Annotated in this window: 16 protein-coding genes and 2 pseudogenes; 8 read left to right on the forward strand and 10 right to left on the reverse strand. The window is 42.4% G+C overall.

Translation table 11 applies throughout. The features are described 5' to 3' along the window. Positions 1 to 2: 2 nt before the first annotated feature. Positions 3 to 896 (reverse strand): LysR family transcriptional regulator, encoded by an 894-nt coding sequence (locus tag BM739_RS03725; RefSeq protein ID WP_076537403.1) that lies wholly within the window; start codon positions 894 to 896, stop codon positions 3 to 5. 648 nt (positions 897 to 1,544) lie between these two features. Continuing rightward, positions 1,545 to 2,921, reverse strand: a complete 1,377-nt coding sequence (locus BM739_RS03730; protein WP_076537404.1) for an L-serine ammonia-lyase — start codon at positions 2,919 to 2,921, stop codon at positions 1,545 to 1,547. 434 nt (positions 2,922 to 3,355) lie between these two features. On the opposite strand from BM739_RS03730, the gene nagZ reads away from it, so the two are divergent. Then, positions 3,356 to 4,378, forward strand: a complete 1,023-nt coding sequence (gene nagZ / locus BM739_RS03735; RefSeq protein WP_076537406.1) for a beta-N-acetylhexosaminidase — start codon at positions 3,356 to 3,358, stop codon at positions 4,376 to 4,378. Positions 4,379 to 4,702: 324 nt separating this feature from the next. Here the strand turns inward: nagZ and BM739_RS03740 are convergent, their stop codons facing one another. The 3 genes from BM739_RS03740 to BM739_RS03750 form a co-directional block, all read right to left on the reverse strand. After that, on the reverse strand, positions 4,703 to 5,782 hold the full coding sequence (locus BM739_RS03740) for a peptidoglycan binding protein CsiV (protein WP_076537407.1): 1,080 nt from the start codon (positions 5,780 to 5,782) through the stop codon (positions 4,703 to 4,705). Next, the gene (gene mfd, locus BM739_RS03745; protein ID WP_076537409.1) at positions 5,782 to 9,297 is read right to left on the reverse strand and encodes a transcription-repair coupling factor; all 3,516 of its coding nucleotides are present in this window, start codon (positions 9,295 to 9,297) and stop codon (positions 5,782 to 5,784) included. Before mfd ends, BM739_RS03740 begins: the two co-directional genes overlap by 1 nt. A gap of 164 nt (positions 9,298 to 9,461) precedes the next feature. After that, positions 9,462 to 10,079, reverse strand: a complete 618-nt coding sequence (locus BM739_RS03750) for a hypothetical protein (protein ID WP_076537411.1) — start codon at positions 10,077 to 10,079, stop codon at positions 9,462 to 9,464. 134 nt (positions 10,080 to 10,213) lie between these two features. Here BM739_RS03750 and BM739_RS03755 point away from each other — a divergent pair, with 134 nt between their 5' ends. Genes BM739_RS03755 through lolE form a run of 3 tightly spaced genes read left to right on the forward strand, consistent with a single transcriptional unit; the run spans position 10,214 to position 13,391 of the window. Then, entirely contained in the window at positions 10,214 to 11,446 is a 1,233-nt protein-coding gene (locus BM739_RS03755) for a lipoprotein-releasing ABC transporter permease subunit (RefSeq protein ID WP_076537412.1), read from the forward strand. Continuing rightward, positions 11,446 to 12,144: a lipoprotein-releasing ABC transporter ATP-binding protein LolD gene (gene lolD / locus BM739_RS03760; RefSeq protein ID WP_076537414.1), complete on the forward strand. Its 699-nt coding sequence runs from the start codon at positions 11,446 to 11,448 to the stop codon at positions 12,142 to 12,144. Before BM739_RS03755 ends, lolD begins: the two co-directional genes overlap by 1 nt. Continuing rightward, entirely contained in the window at positions 12,144 to 13,391 is a 1,248-nt protein-coding gene (lolE, locus tag BM739_RS03765; protein WP_076537415.1) for a lipoprotein-releasing ABC transporter permease subunit LolE, read from the forward strand. The genes lolD and lolE overlap by 1 nt, the downstream gene beginning before the upstream one ends. A 207-nt stretch (positions 13,392 to 13,598) precedes the next feature. Here the strand turns inward: lolE and BM739_RS03770 are convergent, their stop codons facing one another. Then, positions 13,599 to 14,090 carry a hypothetical protein gene (locus tag BM739_RS03770; RefSeq protein ID WP_254843459.1) on the reverse strand — a complete coding sequence of 164 codons (492 nt, stop codon included), beginning with the start codon at positions 14,088 to 14,090 and terminating at the stop codon, positions 13,599 to 13,601. Between the two features lie 168 nt (positions 14,091 to 14,258). On the opposite strand from BM739_RS03770, the gene BM739_RS03775 reads away from it, so the two are divergent. Beyond that, positions 14,259 to 14,801 carry a DUF924 family protein gene (locus tag BM739_RS03775; RefSeq protein WP_076537417.1) on the forward strand — a complete coding sequence of 181 codons (543 nt, stop codon included), beginning with the start codon at positions 14,259 to 14,261 and terminating at the stop codon, positions 14,799 to 14,801. 177 nt (positions 14,802 to 14,978) lie between these two features. Then, a pseudogene (locus BM739_RS03780) lies at positions 14,979 to 15,221 on the forward strand (transposase); the annotation flags it as partial. Positions 15,222 to 15,767: 546 nt separating this feature from the next. Here BM739_RS03780 and gltS read toward each other — a convergent pair. From gltS to BM739_RS03795, 3 genes and pseudogenes are all read right to left on the reverse strand, one after another. Beyond that, complete coding sequence (gene gltS, locus BM739_RS03785) at positions 15,768 to 17,024, reverse strand: sodium/glutamate symporter (RefSeq protein ID WP_076537419.1); 1,257 nt, start codon at positions 17,022 to 17,024, stop codon at positions 15,768 to 15,770. Positions 17,025 to 17,627: 603 nt separating this feature from the next. Beyond that, a pseudogene (locus tag BM739_RS03790) lies at positions 17,628 to 18,660 on the reverse strand (IS110 family transposase). 240 nt (positions 18,661 to 18,900) lie between these two features. After that, positions 18,901 to 19,899: an NADP-dependent oxidoreductase gene (locus BM739_RS03795; protein WP_076537421.1), complete on the reverse strand. Its 999-nt coding sequence runs from the start codon at positions 19,897 to 19,899 to the stop codon at positions 18,901 to 18,903. 123 nt (positions 19,900 to 20,022) lie between these two features. Here BM739_RS03795 and BM739_RS03800 point away from each other — a divergent pair, with 123 nt between their 5' ends. Next, a complete protein-coding gene (locus tag BM739_RS03800; RefSeq protein WP_076537423.1) occupies positions 20,023 to 20,928 on the forward strand; it encodes a LysR family transcriptional regulator in 906 nt (301 codons plus the stop codon). 84 nt (positions 20,929 to 21,012) lie between these two features. After that, positions 21,013 to 21,558, forward strand: a complete 546-nt coding sequence (locus BM739_RS03805; RefSeq protein ID WP_076537424.1) for a GNAT family N-acetyltransferase — start codon at positions 21,013 to 21,015, stop codon at positions 21,556 to 21,558. A 172-nt stretch (positions 21,559 to 21,730) separates the two neighbouring features. Here the strand turns inward: BM739_RS03805 and BM739_RS03810 are convergent, their stop codons facing one another. Continuing rightward, complete coding sequence (locus tag BM739_RS03810) at positions 21,731 to 22,234, reverse strand: DUF2062 domain-containing protein (protein WP_076537426.1); 504 nt, start codon at positions 22,232 to 22,234, stop codon at positions 21,731 to 21,733. Between the last annotated feature and the right edge of the window lie 14 nt (positions 22,235 to 22,248).

The raw sequence follows: 22,248 nt of genomic DNA on the forward strand, positions 1-22,248 counted from the left end.
AGTTAAATATCTTCTTTATAAGATGGTTTTGCTTGAGCAATAAAAGCCGCAGCCGCAGCGGTTAAGGGTAAATTTTTACGCCAAATAAAGGCTAGCTCCCAAGCGACCTGCTCAGCTAAGGGAATAAAAATCAATTTTTTTGAGGTAACTCGCTTACAAATCGGTGCCGGTAAGATGGCAAAGGCCATTTTGACCTTGGCCATTGCCGCCATAAATTCCCACTGGCCAGTTTGAGACACCACATTGAGCGTAAACCCGGCATCTTGGCAACTTTGGCTGATCACTTTACCGATAGAGAATTGGTCGTTGTATTGCACAAAAGGCAGTCCGGTGAGATCTTGCCAATGAATAGAGCTGTGATTTGCCAGTTCATGATCAACATGCACGCATACAATTAGTGGGTAACTTTGTAATTGTAAGATATTAAATTCGTCGGTGTTACTGCATGGCAAAGCAGTAACGCCAATATCTAAACTGTCATTGAGGAGGGCTTTTTCGACCGCAACGCCGCCAACCTCTAATACATTGACATCAATGCCGGGATAAGTGCGAGTAAAAGATGCCAGCATATTAATAAACATCCCACCAGTCATTGGGCTTAAACCTAAGCGCAGACGACCAATCCTTAAACCGGTTAAGGCATTCATATCTTCATACATACGATTCCACTGACCAACGATTTGCTGAGCGCTTTTAGCCAGCAATAAACCCGCTTCAGTGACTTCCACTTTTTGGTTGTTACGGATCAACAATTTCTGATCAAGGGTTTGTTCCATTTTTTTAATGGTTTTACTCAAGGTTGGCTGCGTCATATAAAGTTGCTCAGCGGCGAGGGTAAAGTGACCAACCTCAATCACAGTTAAAAAGCATTGTAAGTTTTTAATTGATATGTTCATGCCAAAATGGAATCCAGTCAGTGATATTTTGTCATTTTACTTATTAATAGCCTAAGAATATAGTCCATTCCATAGAACCAGTTAACCGTTTGAATTGAAGGAATATGACATGACAGCATTCAAAAATTTATTTGCTAGTGCACTTTTTCTTGCTGCACTTCCTGAAAAAGCTGAAGCTAAAGAAAAGCCAGCTGACGCTAAAGAAGCGTAAACAATTTGAGTAATTAGACCCCCACTAATCGCTTACAAATTGATTGAAGATATTGGTTCATTACATTTACTGCCCGCATCAGTTGTGTAAAATCAATACCTCGCCAGATAGTGAAATACGAATGGCATTTATATTAAATACCATCACGTTTCACAAACAAAAAGTCCGTTGGCTAACCACCAACGGACTTTTTGTTTTTGGATTATTTATGATGCTGTGAACGACCAATCCTTGTTAGTGCTCATGTTAGTGCTCATGTTCGGCTGTGACTTTTTTGACGGCAATAATGGTTTGAAATCCGCCGTTTTCACTTGGTTCTTGTAATAGCCACAAAAAAGAGGCTTGGCAGCCTCTTTTAAATCACGTCATTAATCTATGAACAGATTAAAGACCCAGCTATGCTCTTGAGTTAACCTTTAGTGATTAACATTAAGCGCTTAACACTCAACAATATTTACTGCTAAACCACCTTTGGCGGTTTCTTTGTATTTGCTGCGCATATCTTTGCCGGTATCCATCATGGTTTTGATGACTTTATCTAGAGTGACTTTATGGTTGCCATCGCCGCGCAATGCCATACGTGAAGCGTTGATGGCTTTTACTGCGCCCATGGCATTACGTTCAATACAAGGCACTTGTACTAAGCCGCCAACAGGGTCGCAAGTTAAACCTAAGTTATGCTCCATACCGATTTCAGCGGCATTCTCCACATGTTCGACGGTGCCGCCCATGATTTCTGTGAGTGCACCTGCTGCCATTGAGCAAGCCACGCCCACTTCACCCTGACAGCCGACTTCAGCTCCCGAGATAGAGGCGTTTTTCTTATACAAAATACCAATAGCGGCCGCGGTTAATAAGAAGCGACAACAGACTTCCTCATCTACTTCTTGGACGAAGGTGTGGTAGTAGCATAATACCGCTGGAATAATCCCAGCTGCGCCATTAGTGGGGGCTGTGACGACCCTATCGCCAGCAGCGTTTTGCTCATTGACAGATAATGCGAATAAATCAACCCAGTCCATGGCGGTTAATGGGTCGTTGTTATTACGGCCTTCAGCTTGTAAGCGGCGATATAAAGCTGGGGCGCGGCGGCGCAGCTTTAAACCACCGGGTAACATGCCTTCTTTTTGATAACCACGTTCAATACAGGTTTTCATGGTTTGCCAAATATTCCACAAGCCTTGTTTAACGTCTTCTTCGCTGGCAATACTTAGCTCATTTGACATCATGAGTGATGAAATACTTAAACCATTTTCGCAACACAAATCCAGTAACTGCGCGGCAGAATTAAAATCATAAGGGGCGGATTTTATTGGGGTAGCAGGCGAGGCATCACGCTGGGTAATTTCATCTTCATCTAGAATAAATCCGCCGCCGACCGAGTAATATGTGCGCTCATAAATGCATTCACCTTTGCTAAACGCATATAGGGTCATGGCGTTGGCATGGGCTGGCAGGCTTTTACGGCGATGATAGGTAATACCGTTGTCACGGGTAAATTTAACTAGGCGGCCATCGGCAATTTTAAGGGTTTGTTCGGCTGAAACTTTGTCCAGTATGGCATCAATGGCATCGGTATCTACGGTATCAGGCGCTTCACCCATTAAGCCCAATATGACGGCTTTACCGGTTCCATGGCCTTTACCTGTTTGGCCTAATGAACCAAAAAGTTGCGATTGTAGTTCGTCAGTTTGTGCCAGCAAGCCTTGGTCGCTCAAGTGCTGCATAAACAGTTTACCCGCTTTCATCGGGCCTACAGTATGGGAGCTTGATGGCCCAATACCGATTTTGAACATATCAAATACGCTAATCATTGTTATTAACCTTCAATCAGTTTTTATTATTTTAGTCGTTTAAATTTTTTGGCGTTTTATTCTAGTGCTCGCAGTGAGCAAAAATTGCGCTGCAATGTTAGTTATCTCCCAATAACGGGTCATTTTATTGGGAATTTCCTTAGGGAAATTAAAATTTAGCGGCATAATGGCGTTAATTTGGCAGACTAAGTTTGCAATTAACAGCGATTATACCAAGCAATATAGCCTAAGTAGCTGGTATTTTTATCTAGAGCAATGGCGCCATTTAACTGCAGTATCCCATACTTTTTACGAGATGCTTCATTAGATTTTCTTATGCATAGTGGTTCAGATTAGGTGAGTTTATTGCAAGGTCAATTACCAAAGTGTTGTTTTTAAATTTATCAACAATGACCGTGGTAATTAACATTTAACAGGATATTTTAGGAGTAAGCGTGAGTTATCTAATGATGGATTTGGCTGGCTTTACGGTCAGTGAACAAGAAGCCGAGCTATTAAGCCACGATAAAGTGGGCGGCATTATTTTATTTACACGCAATTTTTCTAATAAAGCACAATTACAGGCTTTGGTTAAATCTGTTCGAGATATTCGGCCTGATTTATTGATTGCAGTTGATCATGAAGGTGGCAGGGTACAACGCTTTCGTGAAGAGTTTACTCTGCTACCGGCTATGGGTGATATTTTGCCTGCCGCTAAGGGAGATATGGCGCTGGCGAAACGTTGGAGCCAAGAGTTAGGCTTTTTAATGGCGATTGAGCTATTGGCCTGTGATATCGACTTAAGCTTTGCGCCAGTATTAGATGTTAATGGCATCAGTGATGTCATTGGCACTCGCAGTTTTAGCGCCGAACCTGAGCAAGTGACCAGTTTAGCCCACAGCTTTATTCAAGGCATGACTCAAGCAGGTATGGCGACTGTGGGTAAACACTTTCCCGGTCACGGCAGTGTAAAAGCAGATACCCATGTGGCGATGGCGGTAGATACGCGCACGAAAGAGACTATTTTTAACCATGATATGCAGCCTTTTAAGGAGTTAATTGGCCAGCAGCAGCTAAATGGCGTTATGCCAGCCCATGTGGTTTATTCGCAAGTTGATCCAAATCCTGCTGGCTTTTCAAACTATTGGCTGCAACAGGTGCTGCGTAAGGAGCTTAAATTTGATGGGGTGATTTTCTCAGATGATTTAGGCATGAAAGGCGCAAGTTTTGCTGGCGATTATATTGGCAGAGCCCAAGCAGCATTATCTGCAGGTTGTAATATGATTTTGGTTTGTAATGATCCTGAAGGGGTTAAAACCTTATTAACCGAGTTTACTTGGCCTGAGCAATTGTCTGAATTTAAATCAGCACTGGCATTAAGAGCGAATGCTAAGCAGGTGATTAATGCCCTTGAACAGTCTGAGCGCTGGCAACATGCGCAGCAATTGGCAAAGCAAATATTAGCGGCAAAAAAATAATAGAAATTGAGCCTTAGATGATTTTTTAGCGGTTTAGTTTGGCTCGCTGTTAACGACAGATTTTGCTTTGCTGTTGAACGATAAGCTATGGCTGGTTAATTAATGGCCAGTCACGCGTGAGGCAATAGTAAAACCGCAAGGTCTATGTTACATATTGATACAGTGAGTTTGGCATGCGACCCAAACTCACTATCATATTATTTTAAAAACTTTATTTCTAGGGCTTTTTTTAAGGTTTACTAGAGACTTGTGATAACAGCTAATCCTATGATTAGCTGTTTTTTTATCTAGCGGTTTATAGAGGTTTGAGTTAAAAGCTTGAGCCTAAAAGCTTTTCAGCGCCCCTTCTTCAGTTGCGACTGCGTTTTCAATCATGGATTCAGCGCCGCTTACTGCATCAGTATCAACGATAGCATCAAGATTGGTATCAGTAACCGCTGTATTCACCTCAGTATCATCAAGCAATAACGCCACAGGGCGAGTTTCAGTGGGCTGTTCCATTTTACGGATTTGCATCACAATGCCGAGTCTTGGATGGTCAAAATAATGGATTTCACCACTTCTCACGCGGCGGTTTTGCACCATAGGGATTGACTGTAAAAACGGACTCATCACCTTGTCTATATCAGCTTGCTCAGTGTACTGAAAATATTCAGTAGCCGCAGTTTGCTTTTGGATCGGCTGGCGCAGTGCTAAGTTGGTTTCAATAAACAAGTAATGACTTAAGTAAATATTAATATTACCGTCTAATTCCCACACAGGAGTGGTTTGCGGCTCTGGCGCTAAACTGCCAAAAGTTGAATTAAAATCAAAGCCTGAAAACTCATCCTCTACTTGCTCTGAAACGGCATTACCTGAATAATCAAACTCTTTAGAGTAATCTTTACCTGCAAAAATACGTATCGGTTTAGCACGATTACGAGATTGCATATCTTGCTGCCAAGTCAGGTGAACTAAACTGCGCACGTTTGACTCGCGGCGTACCGCTTGGATGATTTCACCAAACTCGCTTTGAGACTCAGCCAGTAATACTGGGCCATCACCTAAATAGGCTTGCTGCTCACTCGCTGCCGCAATAGAAAATGGCACTTGGCTAGGAAAGGCGGTGGTGTTGGCGCTCACTAACGGATCTTGGCAGTCAACTTCGCTGCTGGTCCAGTCAGTTGAGGTGCAGCCGTTTAAACCTAGCGCAACCCCAGTAATATCGTTACTGATCATCGGAGTGATCAAATCGATATTCTTTCGGTTTGGCGCCGCTGCATTATCGTCTTGCCACTTTTCGACACTGTTGGTTTGTCTTTCAAACACATACACTTCAACCTCAAACCATGTTTTAGCTTGGGCTTGCAGTGGTGTCGATAGTGCCGATATAGCGGCAATTGAAAAAGCAATGTTACGCAGCACTATTTAGTTTCTCCAGTACGGTGTTTATCAAGTTGCTCGAGCAAGGTCTTAATTAAGTCTAGTCGTTGCTTGCTGGTTTCAGCAGGCAAGGTGAACTTTAACTTATTTGGGCCTTCCATTCGATAAATTTGTGGCTGACTTTGTAATAAGCCAATGATAAACATAGGGTCAATTTTATGGTCATTACTAAATTCAATGCTGCCACCTTTGGCATGCATTTCAATTTTAGTCGCCCCTAAAGCGGTGGCCTGATGCTTATATAAGGTTAATTCCATTAAGTTTTTAGTCGGTTCTGGCAACATGCCAAATCGGTCAATAAACTCAACTTTTAACTCATCAAGCATGCGCTCAGTTTCGCAGTTAGCAATACGTTTATAAAGCGATAAGCGCATATTAACGTCAGAAACATAATCATCAGGTAGTAGTGCAGGAATGCGCAGCTCCACTTCGCACTGGGATTTAAGCATATAATCCAGTGAAGGCTCTTTACCTTCTTTTAATGCTTTTACTGCTGATTCAAGCATTTCCATGTATAAGCTAAAACCAATTTTAGAAATATGACCGCTTTGTTCATCGCCAAGTAATTCACCGGCGCCGCGAATTTCTAAATCTTGAGTGGCGAGCATAAAGCCTGCACCTAAGTCTTCTAAGGCATCAATGGCGGTTAATCGCTTACGGGCATCGGCGCTCATTAATTTAGGATGCGGCGTCATTAAGTAGGCATAAGCCTGATGGTGCGAACGTCCAACGCGGCCTCGTAATTGATGTAATTGCGCTAAACCAAACTTATCGGCTCTGTCGATAATAATGGTGTTAGCACTGGGAACATCAATACCGGTTTCAATAATGGTGGTACACACCAGCACATTAAAACGTTGGTGATAAAATTCTGACATGACTTTTTCAAGTTCACGCTCGCGCATTTGGCCGTGGGCAGTAACCACTCGGGCTTCAGGCAGTAATTGGCGAATATTTTCAGCGCATTTTTCAATGGTTTCGACATTATTGTGTAAGAAATACACTTGGCCGCCACGCAAAATTTCACGCAAAATAGCCTCTCTGACCGTGGCTATATCATATTCACGTACAAAGGTTTTTACTGCTAAGCGCTTAGCGGGTGGAGTGGCAATAATGGATAAATCACGCATCCCTGACATTGCCATATTTAAGGTACGCGGAATGGGCGTGGCAGTTAGGGTTAAGATATCCACATTAGCCCGCAGCGCTTTTATCTTTTCTTTTTGACGCACCCCAAAGCGGTGTTCTTCATCAATTACCAATAAGCCTAAGTTTTCAAAGTTGGCTTCAGCCTGCAGTAACTTATGGGTACCAATGACAATATCAACTTTGCCATCTGATAATGACTGTAGCACTTGAGTTTGCTCTTTAGCTGAGCGGAAGCGCGACATCACTTCAATTACCATTGGCCAATCGGCAAAGCGATCTTTAAAGTTTTCATAGTGTTGCTGGGCAAGTAGGGTAGTTGGCACTAATACCACCACCTGTTTACCGGCATTTACCGCCACAAATGCTGCGCGCATGGCCACTTCGGTTTTACCAAAACCAACGTCACCACACACAAGGCGGTCCATGGCCATTGGGGTTTGCATATCGCTTAGTACGGCTTCAATTGCAGTTTCTTGATCGACGGTTTCTTCAAAAGGGAAGCCTTGTGAAAATTGCGCATATTCTTCTGCATCAATTTTTACTGCATCACCCGGGCGAGCTTGGCGTCTGGCGTAAACATCCAGTAATTCAGCGGCCACATCGCGGATTTTTTCAATGGCTTTTTTCTTGGCTTTTGACCAGGTCTCATTACCCAGTTTATTTAATGTCGGCTTTTCATCGGCGCCAATGCTGTAACGGCTAATAAGGTGCAGCGATGACACTGGGACATACAGCTTATCGCCAGCGGTATATTCAAGTTGCAGATACTCGGCCACTAAGCCGCCCGTATCTAGGGTGACAAGCCCCTGGTAAAGCGCCACACCGTGCTCTAAATGCACAATAGGCTCGCCGACTTTAAGCTCGGCTAAATTTTTTACCAGTACATCTGAGCTAACTTGTTTTTGTTTTTCACGGCGACGACGCTGAGAAATTCGTTGGCCAAATAACTCGGTTTCACAAATTACGCTGATATCACCTTTTGGGGTATCAAGTAACATGCAACCTTGTGATAACGGCGAGACGATTAAACCTATGGCGTCTTTAGCGTTAATAAAGGCATTTAAATGGCTAAATAACTTAGGTTTGATGTCAATTTTACCAAGCAGCTCAATTAAGGCTTCACGTCGCCCTTCAGATTCAGCGCTGAATAATAATTGTCCTTTAGTCTGACCTTGGGCCTGAGTGTACGCTTGCAGGTTAATTAACGGCTGTTTGAGCTTATGGTTGGCATTAACATCAGGCAGGCTGGCTACATTTGCCTGCTTGGCTTTTGCAATAAGCTCAAGCTCGCCCTCGGCATCTTTGCTAGGCGTGGTAATTTGCGAGCGAGTGTATTTTTTAAAGGCTGCAAATAACTCATCGGTGAGTATGTATAGCTCTTGGGGTGCTAGTAAAGGTCTTAATGGGTCAACGCGGCGATCTTCATAGCGGGTTTTAATTTCAGTTAAGTGGTGCTCACTGGCCTGTTCAATATCCCCAAGGGTGATCAGTTGAGTATCCTGAGGAATATAGTCAAATAAAGTGGCGCATTCTTCAAAAAATAGCGGTAAATAGTTTTCAATACCCGCAGGCATTAAGTTACGACTTACTTGCTGATAGACCGATTCGGCTTCTTTTGAAATCACTTCAAAGCGGCGACGGTAACGCTGCCTAAAGCCTTCAATACCTGCCGCATCGGTAGGAAACTCTTTTGCGGGCAACATGCGTATTGAATCAATTTCTTCTTTTGAGCGCTGGGAGTCCACATCAAAATAGCGGATGGTTTCTACTTCATCGTCAAATAATTCAATGCGCAATGGCTGGGAAGAGCCCGTAGGGAAAATATCTAAAATCGAGCCACGGATCGCAAACTCACCATGCTCATAAACTTGATCAACCAAGTAGTAGCCGGTGTCGGTTAGGTGCTGCCTAACCTGTTGTAAGCCGTAAATGTCACCTTTTTTAAGTAGCATGACATTGGAAGTTAGAAACGATTTTGGCGGTAACTTCACCATCAAGGTGTTAACTGGCACGATGATCACATTGTGATGTGACTGGCTCATTTTAGCCAAGGTTTCTAAGCGCTGTGAAATCAAGTCTTGATGGGGCGAAAAGCTGTCATACGGCAGGGTTTCTCTATCTGGGAATAAACACACATTGATGTTAGATTCTGCCAGAAGGTAACCCAGTTCAACCTCAAGTTGTAATGCGCTTGGGGTGTCGTTGGTGACAACCAGACTGGTCCCCGAATGCTGGGAAATTAGGCTTGAAAGCGTAATCGCTTGTGAGACCCCCCCCAGTGTTGTTAAGGTTTGAAACTGTTGGCCTTTTTTTACACTTGGCGGTGTTAGAACGCTAAAATTCTTCATTGAATATCTAACTAACTTCTTTTATATAAGTGATAAATTTAGCCCGCTGATTGTGATCATCAAAGTAATCAGGCTTGGCTAAATTTGTATTGGTGATAGTTGATTAGCACCAGATTATGATAGCTATTATAAGCAAGCTTAAAATAATATGCAGGCAATATGTGTTATTTGGCTGCTTGTTGGCGAATTTGTTTGCGCTGCTGCAGCATTTTTTGCTGCACTGTTAAGCTGGCTTTAACCAGTTGCTCTACATCGGCATCTAAAATCTGACTAAAACCTAAGGTAACAGCATATTGTGGCTGATTATTTTCATCATTTTGTGCTGCATTATTATCAGGGCTGATGGCTTGGCATTGGCTCACCTGACAAAGACACAAAATGGCCACTAACTCGCTGCTGATATAAATCGAGGTTTTAAAATATTCACCAATGCTCAGTGGCTTAGGGCTAATTAAACTGATGCCGCTACCACCAAAATGGCTGCCTTGGAATTTTTCACCGCTTTGGACTTCTTTTTCTAGCACATGGTGCAGCACTAAATCCACTTTACGAGATTGCAGCTTAAGAAAGTCGACCACAGCTTTAGCATCGTTATCAATACTTCTTAATTGCAGTAAACAGCTTGCTTCTAACTCTTTGACTTCTGAGAGTAATTTAAGCCCTGCCGATTGCATTGAACGTAAGTCTTGTTCTGAGGGAATGCCTTGAGAATCTGACCAGTTTTCAAGATAAACAGCAAAGTCATGGGGCACGGTAAAATATGCATTGGATTCAGTTAACAAGGTTTGTCTCTTTATTTATCAAACTAATACCCCTATTATCATGCCCATCTTAATGATTTAGCAAGTTTTAGCCTTTGTGTTAAATTAAACTGCTGTTTTTTATTCCAATAAACACCAAGGATGCACTTTTCTTTATGAACTTTCGGTTTTCATTATTCATGGGCTACCGCTATTGGCGAACACGTAAAGCCAATGCTTTTGCATCTTTCATTACTTTTTTTGCGGTATCGGGCATTTTTTTAGGGGTAGCTGCGCTGATCATTGTCAGCTCAGTGATGAACGGCCTAGAAGGTCAGCTTAAACAGCGAATTTTAGGCGCAGTGCCGCAACTAACCCTCATTAATGATGCAGGTTTTAGCGATTGGCAAACCCAAGCTAAATCGTTAACGGCATTACCGCAAGTGCAAGGGCTGGCACCCACGGTGACCACTCAAGCCATGGTGCAATCAAGCAAGAATATTAGCGCAGTACAAGTTTACGGCGTGTTCCCTGAATATGAGCAAAACCTATCAGCCATTGTTGCCAATACCTATTCCAGCGCCTTTGAACAACTCACCCCTGGCAGTTACAACGTGGTGCTGGGCAGCGAGCTTGCCAGAAAATTATCTATCAATGTTGGCGACAAAATCCGCATTTTAAGTGGCGATGGGGTGGTGTACTCACCATTAGGCCCAGTGCCAAGCCAGCGTAAATTTACCGTGGCGGGTTTATTTGAAATGGGCTCGCAAGTTGATGGTGTATTAGCCTATGTGCATTATCAAGATGCAAGACGTTTAATGCGTGTAAGCCCCAGTGAAATTAATGAATTACGGGTTTACTTAACCGATCCCTTTATCGCCCCTGAAATGGGCATCACATTGACAGATAAATTAGCTCAGCAAGGCATGGCTATTGAAACCCGTGATTGGCGCGATGATTTCGGTCATTTATTTGCTGCGGTAAAAATGGAAAAAAACATGATGTCATTGATGCTCAGTTTAATCGTTGCCGTGGCGGCGTTTAATATTGTGTCGGCATTAGTGATGATGGTAATAGATAAAACCACCGATGTGGCGGTGCTAAAAACCCAAGGCTTAACCACGCAATCGGTGATGAACATCTTTATTGTGCAGGGCTCACTGAACGCCATTATTGGTTTAGCATTAGGCACCTTAGCTGGGGTCACAATTACTTTAAATTTAAATAGTATGCTGAATGTATTGGGTATTTCAGTACTTGGAGTAGGGCAAAACTTACCAGTGATCATAGCAAGTCAACAAATTATGGTCATTGTTGTTGGCACTCTTATCATGACATTACTTGCCACCATTTATCCCGCATTAACGGCTGCGCGAGTGCAACCTGCAACAGCCTTGAGATATGAATAATGAATAAACAACCAGTAGTATTAGAAGTTAACAAGGTCACTAAACAATTTCATGACGGTGAAACCACCACCAAGGTGCTGTCGAGCGTTGATTTAACGGTTTATCAAGGCGAGCAATTGGCCATTGTCGGCACCTCTGGCTCAGGTAAAAGTACCTTATTGCATATTATGGGCACTCTAGATGTTCCAACATCTGGCACTGTGATGCTCGATGGTGAAGACCTTTATCAGCTTAGCGCCGCAAGACAAGCAGAAGTCAGAAATAAAGATTTAGGCTTTATTTATCAATTCCATCACCTACTACCTGAATTTTCGGCGCTTGAAAATGTCGCCATGCCAGCGTTTATTCAAGGTCGAGATAAAAAGCAATCGTTAGCTGAAGCCAGCGCCTTACTAGAGCGAGTTGGACTAGGGCATCGTTTAGAGCATATTCCAGCGCAGCTTTCAGGCGGCGAGCGCCAACGTGTCGCCATTGCCAGAGCGTTAATTAATAAACCTAAGTTAGTATTGGCTGATGAGCCAACCGGTAACTTAGATGCCAGCAGCGGTGATAGTGTGTACGAACTTATTCGTGAGCTTGCTCAGCAACTGGGCACCGCCTTTGTAGTGGTAACCCATGATTATAAATTAGCAGCGAAAATGGATCGTCAATTAACCATGAAAGACGGCGTTTTACAGCAAGTAGCGGAAGAGAAATAATGAAGTCATTACTGCCACTGGTTATCGGTTGGCGTTTTTATCGCGCAAGACAATCTAACGGCTTTATTGGCTTTATTTCATTTGCCTCCACCGCAGGTATTGCGCTGGGTGTGGCAGTGTTAATTTTAGTGTTATCAGCCATGAATGGCTTTGAGCGTGAGTTAGAACAGCGCTTATTAGGCGTTGTTGCACATGGTGAACTGCTAAGCGTCAACGAGCCATTGCATGACTGGCAAGGCATAGCAGAAACCGCTAAAAGCATGCCAGAAATTGTTGCTACCGCGCCATTTATAAAAATGCAGGGCTTGGTACAAAAGCCAGGCGGCTTTCAGGGGCTAGAGCTTAATGGTATTGAGCCAGAACTAGAAAAAAAGGTCTCAACCATTGATGAGTTTATGCCAGCAGAGGCGTGGGCCTCATTAAGTTCTCATTCCAACAACATTGTCGTTGGTCGCAGCTTATTAGACAAACTTGGTTTAAAGGTCGGTGACACCTTATCAATGTACACTCCAGATATGGGGCAAACCAATAAGCTATCGGCTGCGAAAAGTCATCGTTTTGTGGTTGCTGGTGTGTATGACTTAGGCGGCGAAATAGAATCAACTCAAGCTTATGTGTCTTTACCGTATCTTGCTGAAGTATTAAAACTGCCAGTGGGCTCAGTGACAGGCCTGCGCATTACAGTTAACAAAGTTTTCAGTGCGCCGCGCATTACTCGCGATTTGGGTTATGCACAAAACCAGTATTTGCATTTAAATAACTGGACTCGTTCACAAGGGCATTTATATCAAGATATTCAGCTGGTTAGAATGGTGATGTATTTGGTACTTGCACTGGTGATTGCCGTGGCTTGTTTTAATATTGTTTCTACTTTGGTGATGGCAGTGCGAGATAAAAGCGCCGAAATCGCTATTTTGATGACAATGGGATTAAAGCGTGCCCAAGTGATGGCGATATTTATTATGCAAGGTGCACTCAATGGTGCTTTAGGTTGCACTATTGGCGCTGCTATAGGCGTGACATTGGCACTTAATCTGAGTGCGTTTGCCAATGCTGTTGAGCAATTTTTTGGGATTAAATTACTAGAATCTGATATTTACTTTATCGACTTCTTGCCGTCACAGCTACAGCAACAAGATGTGTTAGTGGTTGTTGGTATGGGCTTTGTGATGAGTTTACTGGCGACTATTTATCCGGCCTATAAAGCAACCAAAATAGCGCCAGCAACGGCATTAGCAGGGCGATGAATTGACTAGGTGTTAGGTGTTGAATCACTGCCTTGAAAAGCAGAGATAAAAACGCGCTCTAGCGCGTTTTTTATTGGTTAAAATTTATTTTCAATTGCGTAACTAGGCGCTTACAACAAGCACTGACAATTGGCTATGAGAATAGGCTATGACAATCGCTATTGATAACATCAATTAAAACAGCGTTCCAAACTCAGTCTAAACACATCAGTTAAACAAGCTTTTAAAGTAATGCCAAATCCCTAACGAGGTATCAGGAAACAAGTCGATACCTAAGGCAGACTTTAATAAATACAGAGCTAACAAACCAAATAACATGCTGAAAAGTATAAAACCGGTGACAGTGGTAATCATCATCACTAGCGATATTCGTTTTTCGCGGCGAGTATAGGCGCGTTTGTTTTTACCTAATAATAAGACGTAATAAAAACGCCATTTAATAAAAGGAAACTTAAAGGTGCCACGGCTATCAAGAAAGTGACCACCCCAAGTCGATGGACCCAAGGCTTGCTTAATCGCATTGAGCTGCGCATCAGTGAAACTATCGGCAATATCTGACGGCGAACGCTTAAGCATTTTTGCAATGAGAGGATCTTGCCTAATAGACTCAGGCGAAGCCGCTGTCACTTTAGGTTGAAGTTCATTGTTAATGTCAGTTTTAGCGGTTTTTTTAGCTAAATCCGTATTGCTTTGTGGCATATATTTTCCATAATTATCAAACAAAATAGCAGTCATTGTATTTTGGTATCAGCCAGTTATTAGCGTAAGGTCGGCTTTATTATGACTAAGCTAAACCTGATTTTAATCTAGCATAGAATAAACCCTAGAATACGCCCCAAAAATTTATTTTTACCACGAGGAGTTTGAATGGATGAGGTAAAGCAGGTTATTAACTTTTGGTTTACTGAAATTGAGCCTGCCCAATGGTTTAAAAAAGATGTTAGCTTTGATGAATTAATTCGCACACGCTTTGGTAAGTTACATACTCAAGCCATAGCGGGGGAATTATGGTTATGGCGTCAGCATCTGCAAGGGCGCTTAGCTGAAATTATCATATTGGATCAGTTCTCCCGCAATATTTACCGTGATGATGCTCGAGCATTTAGCGCTGATCCCATGGCATTAGCCTTAGCCCAAGAGGCCATTTTACAGGGGCTTGATCAACAATTAACCGCAATCGAGCGAACTTTTTTGTATATGCCCTATATGCACAGTGAGTCGTTAAAAGTGCATCAACAAGGGTTAGCGCTATTTAAAAGTAATGGGCTTGAATCTAATTATCAATTTGAATTAAAACACTTAAAAATTATTGAACGTTTTGGCCGTTACCCCCATCGAAATGAGTTGCTTGGTCGAACATCAACCATAGAAGAATTAGCTTTTTTAGCACAGCCTGGTTCGTCTTTTTAGTTTTATGGTGTATCGACGAGTGCGAAGGTTTGTTTAAAAGATTTTAGTCACGCAGCACAAACCATAAAATTTTTTTAATAATTCTTTAGAGGATTTTCTTTTCATTATTTGTACTACCTAATCTAAATTTTAAGTTTTTGGGAATCATATTTGCCCCTAATTAGTTGAACAAGTGTGCTGGTTTAAGATACTGGGCGGATTATTCGTGATGATAAACGTGGCGCCATCAGCGCGAGTAGTCAGGATATTCTCAATCGATTGAATATACCAGCTGAAAACTGGTTAAAAATCACCACTGAGTTTGGCGCTTTATTCAAAGGTGCGGTGGGGGCGTTGCCTGCATTAACAGATTATTGTGAGCATTTAGACCTAAAACGACGACAGGGCGCAGCTAACTGTCAGCGCTGGTTGTGCGCTTAATACACCATTTCTTAATTTCAAATAAAAGCATTTCCCACTTGATAGATATCAAGCTTTTTTGCTGTGTTGAATTTAGTTTATGAGTGAATTTTGGTGATTAATGATGAAATATTCAGTCCTTTGGCAGGAATAATCCCATCAGTAAATGAATGTAGGTGTTGGCAACTCAAAACGAAAAGCGATATGTTATAACTTCAAAATAATGGGTGGCTTTGTTAATTAATTTTTGGTGATTAATGATGAAGTATTTAGTCCTTTGGCTGGAATAATCACATCAGTTAATGAATGTAGGTGTTAGCAACTCAAATCGAAAGGCGTTATGTTATAACTTCTAAATAATGGGTGGCTTTTTAATTAACATTTTAATTAACAATGGGTGGCTTTTTAATTATTTTAATTAACAATGGGTGGCTTTTTAATTAATTAGATTTTAGCAACTCACTTGCGTGTTGTTGACTGGCTTGGCTGGCGTTTAGAAATAAAGAAACGGCCTTGCAGTGAACAAGGCCGTGAAGTTAAATCAGAGAAATGTGTGTTAGCTGATGATTAGTAGTAGGCAAAAAAGTTAATCCACAAGGCATTTACGATATCGATAAAGAAACCACAGACCAGCGGTAAAATAATAAAGGCCCGATGGGCGGCGCCGTGTTGTTGGGTTACAGCCGTCATGTTCACGATGGCTGTTGCCGTGGAGCCTAATGTCACCCCCCCAAAGCCGGCACAAATCACCGCAGCTTCGTAATCTTTACCCATGGCTCGAAACACCACAAAAATCGTGTAAAGCACCGACATCAGTACTTGTAGACCAATGATCACGAGGATGTAGAAGAAGCTGCCTTCTAGCTCCCATACCTTTAAGCCCATTAAGGCCATGGTTAAGAACATGCCTAAACAAATATCTTGAATTAATGTCAGGCCTTTTTCACCATCACGTACATTATTTAATAATTTAGTACTGTTCTTTCGTAATACGTAAATCTTTAAGCTGTTCCCAATAAGGATACCGGCTAACAAGCAGGCCACAAACATGGGTAATTTTAAACCTAGATCGGTTAAGGCTGCATTGATGAAATGCCCCCCGATAAGGGATAAATTTAAGAATAACCAAGCCCTTAAAACACCAAAGTAATCAACTTGTAGCCCTTTGTCACCGTCTTTGTGAGTGGTACCTATATCCAGTTCGCTATCATGGTTACCGGTTAGTTTATGGCGTTTCATTAAATAAGCAGCAATGGGACCGCCAACTGAACACGCTGCAATTAAGCCTAAGGTATTGGACGCAAGTCCTAGCTCTAAGGCATTGGCAATACCCAAATCGTTAACAAAGGTTGGGCCCCACGCCATTGCGGTGCCAACTCCCCCAGTGAGAGAAATTGAGCCAGACATTAAACCCGCCTTGGGGTCAAAGCCAAATAGCGTGGCAACACTGATGCCTAACAAGTTTTGCAAAAAAATGTATAAACCGGCAAGCAGCAATAGTACTAATAAAGGTTTCCCCCCCTTGATAAGGGTGGCAAAGTCGGCTTTTAGGCCAATCCCCGCAAAAAAGTAGAGCAATAGTATATCGGCCACGTCTAGTTCAAATTGAACTTGGATATTAAAGGCGTAATACAAAATACCGACGATACTGGCGCAGAAAAAGCCGCCAACGACTGGCTCTGGAATACTATACTTTTGCAATACAGCACTTTTGGAAATGATGAATTTCCCCATAAATAAAGCAGTGATAGCCAAAGTAAAAGCCAGAAAGGCTTGCACTGGGACCAGTTGCTTAGCTGCTTCATGAATTACATTTGGTTCCATTGGAGAGTTTATCCTTGTCAAAAAAAGGTCGATTGTACTCAATTTTACTGAGTTAGCCCAATCGGGTTACTGTATTCTAGATTGTCTGGCTAAAAGGGCAAAGGAGTAACAGTGACGAGTTATGCATATTCCTCTGCATACACTGAGCTTTACACTTGTATGGCTGATAATGCATTGCGGGCTTATTTTGTGATTGTGTTAACAATAACATGGCCATATATGGACGCTCCCGGTGAGTCAAGACAATAGTCTGCCTACCGAAGGCTTTTGACCTTGGTTTTCTTCTAAACTATTCACACTTGCTGTTGTTATTGATGTCACTCATGTACCGCTTAAAGTGGTTGTACTGCCATATATACGGGCTTAACAGTGTAGCTGTGCCCCTAATGAATTCCGTACCACTGCGCCGTTTAATTGTGAAACACCCATTCGGATTAAGTTCATCCTTGGCCTTTTCTGGCTTACATTGGTTGGACTGAGCCATTACTTCATCGTTTACAACAACCCTGGTGAGTTATTAATGTGCTATCTCGCCACTCATATCACCCACTCGGGTTAAATACCCTTGGCCAGACCGAGCTGTGCAAGATAGCGACAACGGTTTTAACATGCAACATGATAGGCACCATACTGAGGCTGATACGGGGTTTTGTTTTTGCGGTAATATCCACATCAACCTTGCTAAGCGATGGTCTGTAGCCACCACAGTACAACACATGGTTTTTCGAGTCCTAAGCTGGTTTATCCACATGCTTAAGTCATCTTGTTTTTTGCTTGCGTGGCTAACGACGGTTCTTGCGCCGTGTATCAGTTGCTTACGCAGATAGCCGTCACCTCGCTTGGTTATTCCTGAATGGACGCTTTTAGTACCTGAAGCAAATTGTTTTGGGGTTAACCCCAACCAGATAGCCAGTTCTTTTGGGCTATTAAAGGTTTGACCTGAGCCGATTGAAGCCGCAAAAGCGGAAGCGATAATAGGTCCTACACCTGGAATGCTGAGTAAAATACTGCCATTAGGATCTTGCATGGCAAGTTGTTCTATCAGTGAGTTAATTTGTTTCAGACGTTTGGTCAATACTTGATACTCGTCCCAGAAATCATTCGCCATCAGCTTAATTAACGGGCGTTGATGGTCATCATTCATAATGTCCCACATTGCCAGCTCAAACGCGCTATAGCCTTGAGGGAAGCAGATGCCAAAATCAACTAATACGTCACGAATTTGACTTGTACAGGCGGTTCTTTGTCGAACTAAGCGCTCTCTGACTCGATGAAGCATTAATACTTCCTGTTGCTCTTCTGTTTTTACAGGGACAAAACGAATATGGGGTCTCAAACTGGCTTCAAAAATAGCCATGACATCATTTTTGTCGTTTTTATTGCCACGGACAAAAGGAGTCACATGCTGTGGGGGTATGAGTTTGACGTGATGCCCCATACTGTTGAATTTTCTTCCCCAGTAATGTGCAGAATAACAAGCTTCAAATGTCACATCACAAGGCGGTTGAAGCTGCATGAACTCGACAAGTTGAATACGGTTAAGTCGTTTATTAAAAAGCTGTTTAGCGTGTACATCCATGCCGAGAACGTTGAAGACATTTTTTGCCAAATCGATAGCAATAGTGGTAACTTTCATAGTGGACGCTCCTTATGTAACTGAATGGTTCAACATCAGTTTGGCGCATTGACGCCGGAATAGGGAGCGTCCATCTCATCACCCATTTTAATTGGCTATTGTATTTTACGCTGAGGTAGGTGCAGTAATTCTCGGTGGAATTAGGAGAAGATGACAAAATAAAAAGGTATTAATGCCACTGCATTAATACCTTTTTGTTGCTTTAACCCTAACGCTTGTCAGCGTTGGCACTGAAGCCTATTAAAGCTTAACCATCAATTTGCCTTTGTTGGCACCAGAGAAGAATAAGTTCAATCCGTCAATTGATGACTCTAAGCCATTAAGTACGTGGGCGCGGTGTTTGATTTTACCTTGCAGTACATAAGGGGTGAGCTTAGCCAATAAGCTTGGCACTTCACCAAAGTGATCTGGCATTGTGAAGCCTTGAATCGTGAGGCGTCTTTTTAAAATGTTCATCCAGCTAGGGCCAGGTGCTGGTGTTTGGCTGCTGTAGTCAGCAATTAAACCACAAACCATGACACGGCCATGTGGGTTCATTTTATCGATAATTAGGCTTTGGATTGGGCCTGCGGTATTTTCAAAGAATAAGTCGATGCCATTTGGGGCACATTGTGCAAGTTTGGCTTCAAGATCATCGGTTTTGTAGTTAATGGCTGAATCAAAACCAAGTTCATTGACAATCCAATCTGCTTTTTCATCACTACCAACTACCCCAATAACCGTTAGGCCATCTGCTTTAGCAAGTTGACCAACAATTGAGCCAACAGACCCCGCAGCGCCGGTAACAATAATAGTTTCGCCAGCTTTGGGCTTACCGACATTAAATAGGCCTTGAGTGGCGGTTAATCCCGGTAGCGCAAATACAGACAGTATTGCTTCGTCTGGTAATGGCGCATCAACTTTGTTTAAGCCTTGACCATTACTGTGAAAATATTCTTGCCAGCCCATCATGCCCATCACGCGATCGCCAACTTTAAAATCGGGGTGATGGCTTTCAACGACTTCACCTACACCACTACTGCGCATTACTTCACCTAAGTTCACTGGCGGAATATAGCTGTCAGTATCAGGTTGCATCCAACCAAACATGGCAGGGTCTAATGACATATGATTTTGTTTTACTAAAATCTCACCTGGGTTCACGGTTGGCATTGGCTTTTGTACCACTTCAAAAATATCAGCGGTGATTGGGCCACCTTGTGGACGCTTTACTAAGTTGATGGCGGTAAATGTGCTCATTGTTGTTCCTTGTCTTTATTTTTATCAATTTTGCTATTGAATGCATTATTGCTTTTCTTTTTGATAAGATATAGTAGCTAAAAAGCGATACTTTATTGCTTTAAAAACAATAATGAGGCTTTGATGGATCAATTACGGGCACTTAAGTATTTTGTGAAAGTGGTGGAGTTAGGCAGCTTTACCCAAGCGGCTAAGGCATTTTCAGTTCCGGCATCATCATTATCAAGACGGGTTGCAGATCTTGAAAACTCTCTTGGGGCGACGTTATTAAAGCGTTCAACCCGCGCTGTCAGTTTGACTGAGATTGGCCGAGAATATTATCAGCAAGTATCAAGCTTGCTAAATCAACTTGAGCAAAGCAATGAAGCGGTGCGCAGTTATCAAACTGAACCAATGGGAAAATTGCGCATTAGCGCTATGGTAGGCATTGGCCGCGAGATCCTGTTGCCGTTAATGGATGAGTTTTCAAGGTTATATCCCAAAGTGATTTTAGATATCGAGCTCAGCGATGAACTGTCGTCTGTTGGGCGCGATGATGTGGATATTGCCATTCGTGGCGGTTATGCCCCTAATGATCGCGTAGTGGCGATAAGGTTAATGGACAATCAGTTTGTGCCTGCAGCGACCCAGCAGTATCTAGCGGATTATGGTGTACCTTTGCACCCAAATGAGCTTAAACAACATAAAGGCTTATATTATCGCTCGCCAAAAGGCCGTGTGCCGTGGCTAAGTAAAATTAATGGTCAGTGGCATGATGTTTCAGCCCCTGTGGAGGCCATTAGTAATGCTGGTGAGTGGTTAATTGATAAAGCGCTACAACATCAAGGTATAGTGATGATGCCGCGCTGGGTGCTGGCACCATTTTTTGAATCTAATCAGCTGACTGAATTACAGTTCCAGCCGCCATTATCAGCCAGTCAAAGTGATGATTTTGGGGTATATCTTATTTATCAAAAGCATCGCTATCATGTCCCTAAGGTAAAAGCGGCAGTAGATTTTTTAGTGGCTAGGATTAAACACGCTAACTAACTTAGTTTATGTAATATTCAAAGTGGCTAGCATGTTTAAATTTTGGCGGTTATCACAGTGTCGACATCAAAGGTATCCATAGCAATGATTGCAACACCCACAATAGTTACCACAAGGCTGACGATCCGCGCCTTCCAAATCGATGATTTAGCAGCATTTGCAGCTTATCGAGCCGATCCTGTGATTGCGCAATATCAAAGCTGGGATGATTATCAACTCGAAGATGCCAAGGCGCTGTTTAACAGTATGGATTATGCTTTGTTTGGCGCTGCTGGAAACTGGTTTCAGCTAGCTATTGTCGATAAAATCCAACAACTAGTCGGCGATGTGGCAGTGCATTTTGTTGACGATATGCAAATGGAGCTGGGCTTTACCATAGCAAGGCAGTATCAGCAGCAAGGTTTTGCTACTGAAGCTGTGGCGGCAGTGATTGATTATTTGTTTGTCAGCTTAAACAAACATCGCATTACTGCGATAACCGATGCTGAGAACCTAGCTTCAATGGCATTGTTAGAAAGGCTTGGATTTCGAAAAGAGGCTCATTACTTAAAGAATATCTTTTTTAAAGGCAAGTGGAGCGATGAGTGCGGCTTTGCACTGTTGCAACAGGAGTATTTTCAGCAGTCTTGATTACGGCATTGATCACAATCGTTATTGTTATCGGTAGAGTGTGGTCGTTAATCCAAACCTAAATCCAAACCTAAATCTAAGCTTAAACCGAGCTTTAAAAGCAAAAAGTCAGCGCAATGCTGACTTCTTTATTGGTCATTCGATTTTACTCATAATGGCGAACGGTTTGTGGTTAGTTTCTTTTTTTCCATTTAAATAAAATTGAGTATTTCCATAAGCTCTTAATCACAAAAAAACCGATAAAGGCAAATATTGCCCCGAGTATAATGCAGCCCAGTAGAAATGGCGGCCCAACGGTACTGATAGAGCTTTCAATCCATTGCCAGCTGGCTTCAAATTTGAAATGAGCAGTGTTATGGCCAAGGATTTTAGCCCCTAAAATATAGGCGGCATAAAACATAAACGGCATAGTAAACGGATTTGTGATCCAAACTAGTGCCACTGCCAATGGAATATTGACGTTAAAAAATATCGCCATACCTGCAGCTATCACCATTTGAAAAGGAAAGGGTAACCAAGCGACAAATAAGCCCACCGCAAAGGACCCCGGAGCCGATTTTCGGTTGAGGGTCCACAAATTGGGTTTATCCAGCAAACCACCAAAAATACGTAAATATTTATTGTTACGTAAAGTCTCAGGCTTCGGCATAAATTTTTGTAATAATTTTTTTGGCATATATGCGATTACTG

Source organism: Shewanella sp. UCD-KL21 (genome assembly GCF_001957135.1).
In the GTDB taxonomy this organism is placed as follows: Bacteria; Pseudomonadota; Gammaproteobacteria; order Enterobacterales; family Shewanellaceae; genus Shewanella.

Coding starts and splice junctions, on each gene's coding strand:
- gltS (WP_076537419.1), bottom strand. CDS start 17,024: ATGGAACCAAATGTAATTCATGAAGCAGCTAAGCAACTGGTCCCAGTG.
- BM739_RS03805 (WP_076537424.1), top strand. CDS start 21,013: ATGATTGCAACACCCACAATAGTTACCACAAGGCTGACGATCCGCGCC.
- BM739_RS03795 (WP_076537421.1), bottom strand. CDS start 19,899: ATGAGCACATTTACCGCCATCAACTTAGTAAAGCGTCCACAAGGTGGC.
- BM739_RS03800 (WP_076537423.1), top strand. CDS start 20,023: ATGGATCAATTACGGGCACTTAAGTATTTTGTGAAAGTGGTGGAGTTA.
- BM739_RS03755 (WP_076537412.1), top strand. CDS start 10,214: ATGAACTTTCGGTTTTCATTATTCATGGGCTACCGCTATTGGCGAACA.
- lolD (WP_076537414.1), top strand. CDS start 11,446: ATGAATAAACAACCAGTAGTATTAGAAGTTAACAAGGTCACTAAACAA.
- lolE (WP_076537415.1), top strand. CDS start 12,144: ATGAAGTCATTACTGCCACTGGTTATCGGTTGGCGTTTTTATCGCGCA.
- mfd (WP_076537409.1), bottom strand. CDS start 9,297: ATGAAGAATTTTAGCGTTCTAACACCGCCAAGTGTAAAAAAAGGCCAA.
- BM739_RS03775 (WP_076537417.1), top strand. CDS start 14,259: ATGGATGAGGTAAAGCAGGTTATTAACTTTTGGTTTACTGAAATTGAG.
- BM739_RS03770 (WP_254843459.1), bottom strand. CDS start 14,090: ATGCCACAAAGCAATACGGATTTAGCTAAAAAAACCGCTAAAACTGAC.
- BM739_RS03810 (WP_076537426.1), bottom strand. CDS start 22,234: ATGCCAAAAAAATTATTACAAAAATTTATGCCGAAGCCTGAGACTTTA.
- BM739_RS03730 (WP_076537404.1), bottom strand. CDS start 2,921: ATGATTAGCGTATTTGATATGTTCAAAATCGGTATTGGGCCATCAAGC.
- BM739_RS03725 (WP_076537403.1), bottom strand. CDS start 896: ATGAACATATCAATTAAAAACTTACAATGCTTTTTAACTGTGATTGAG.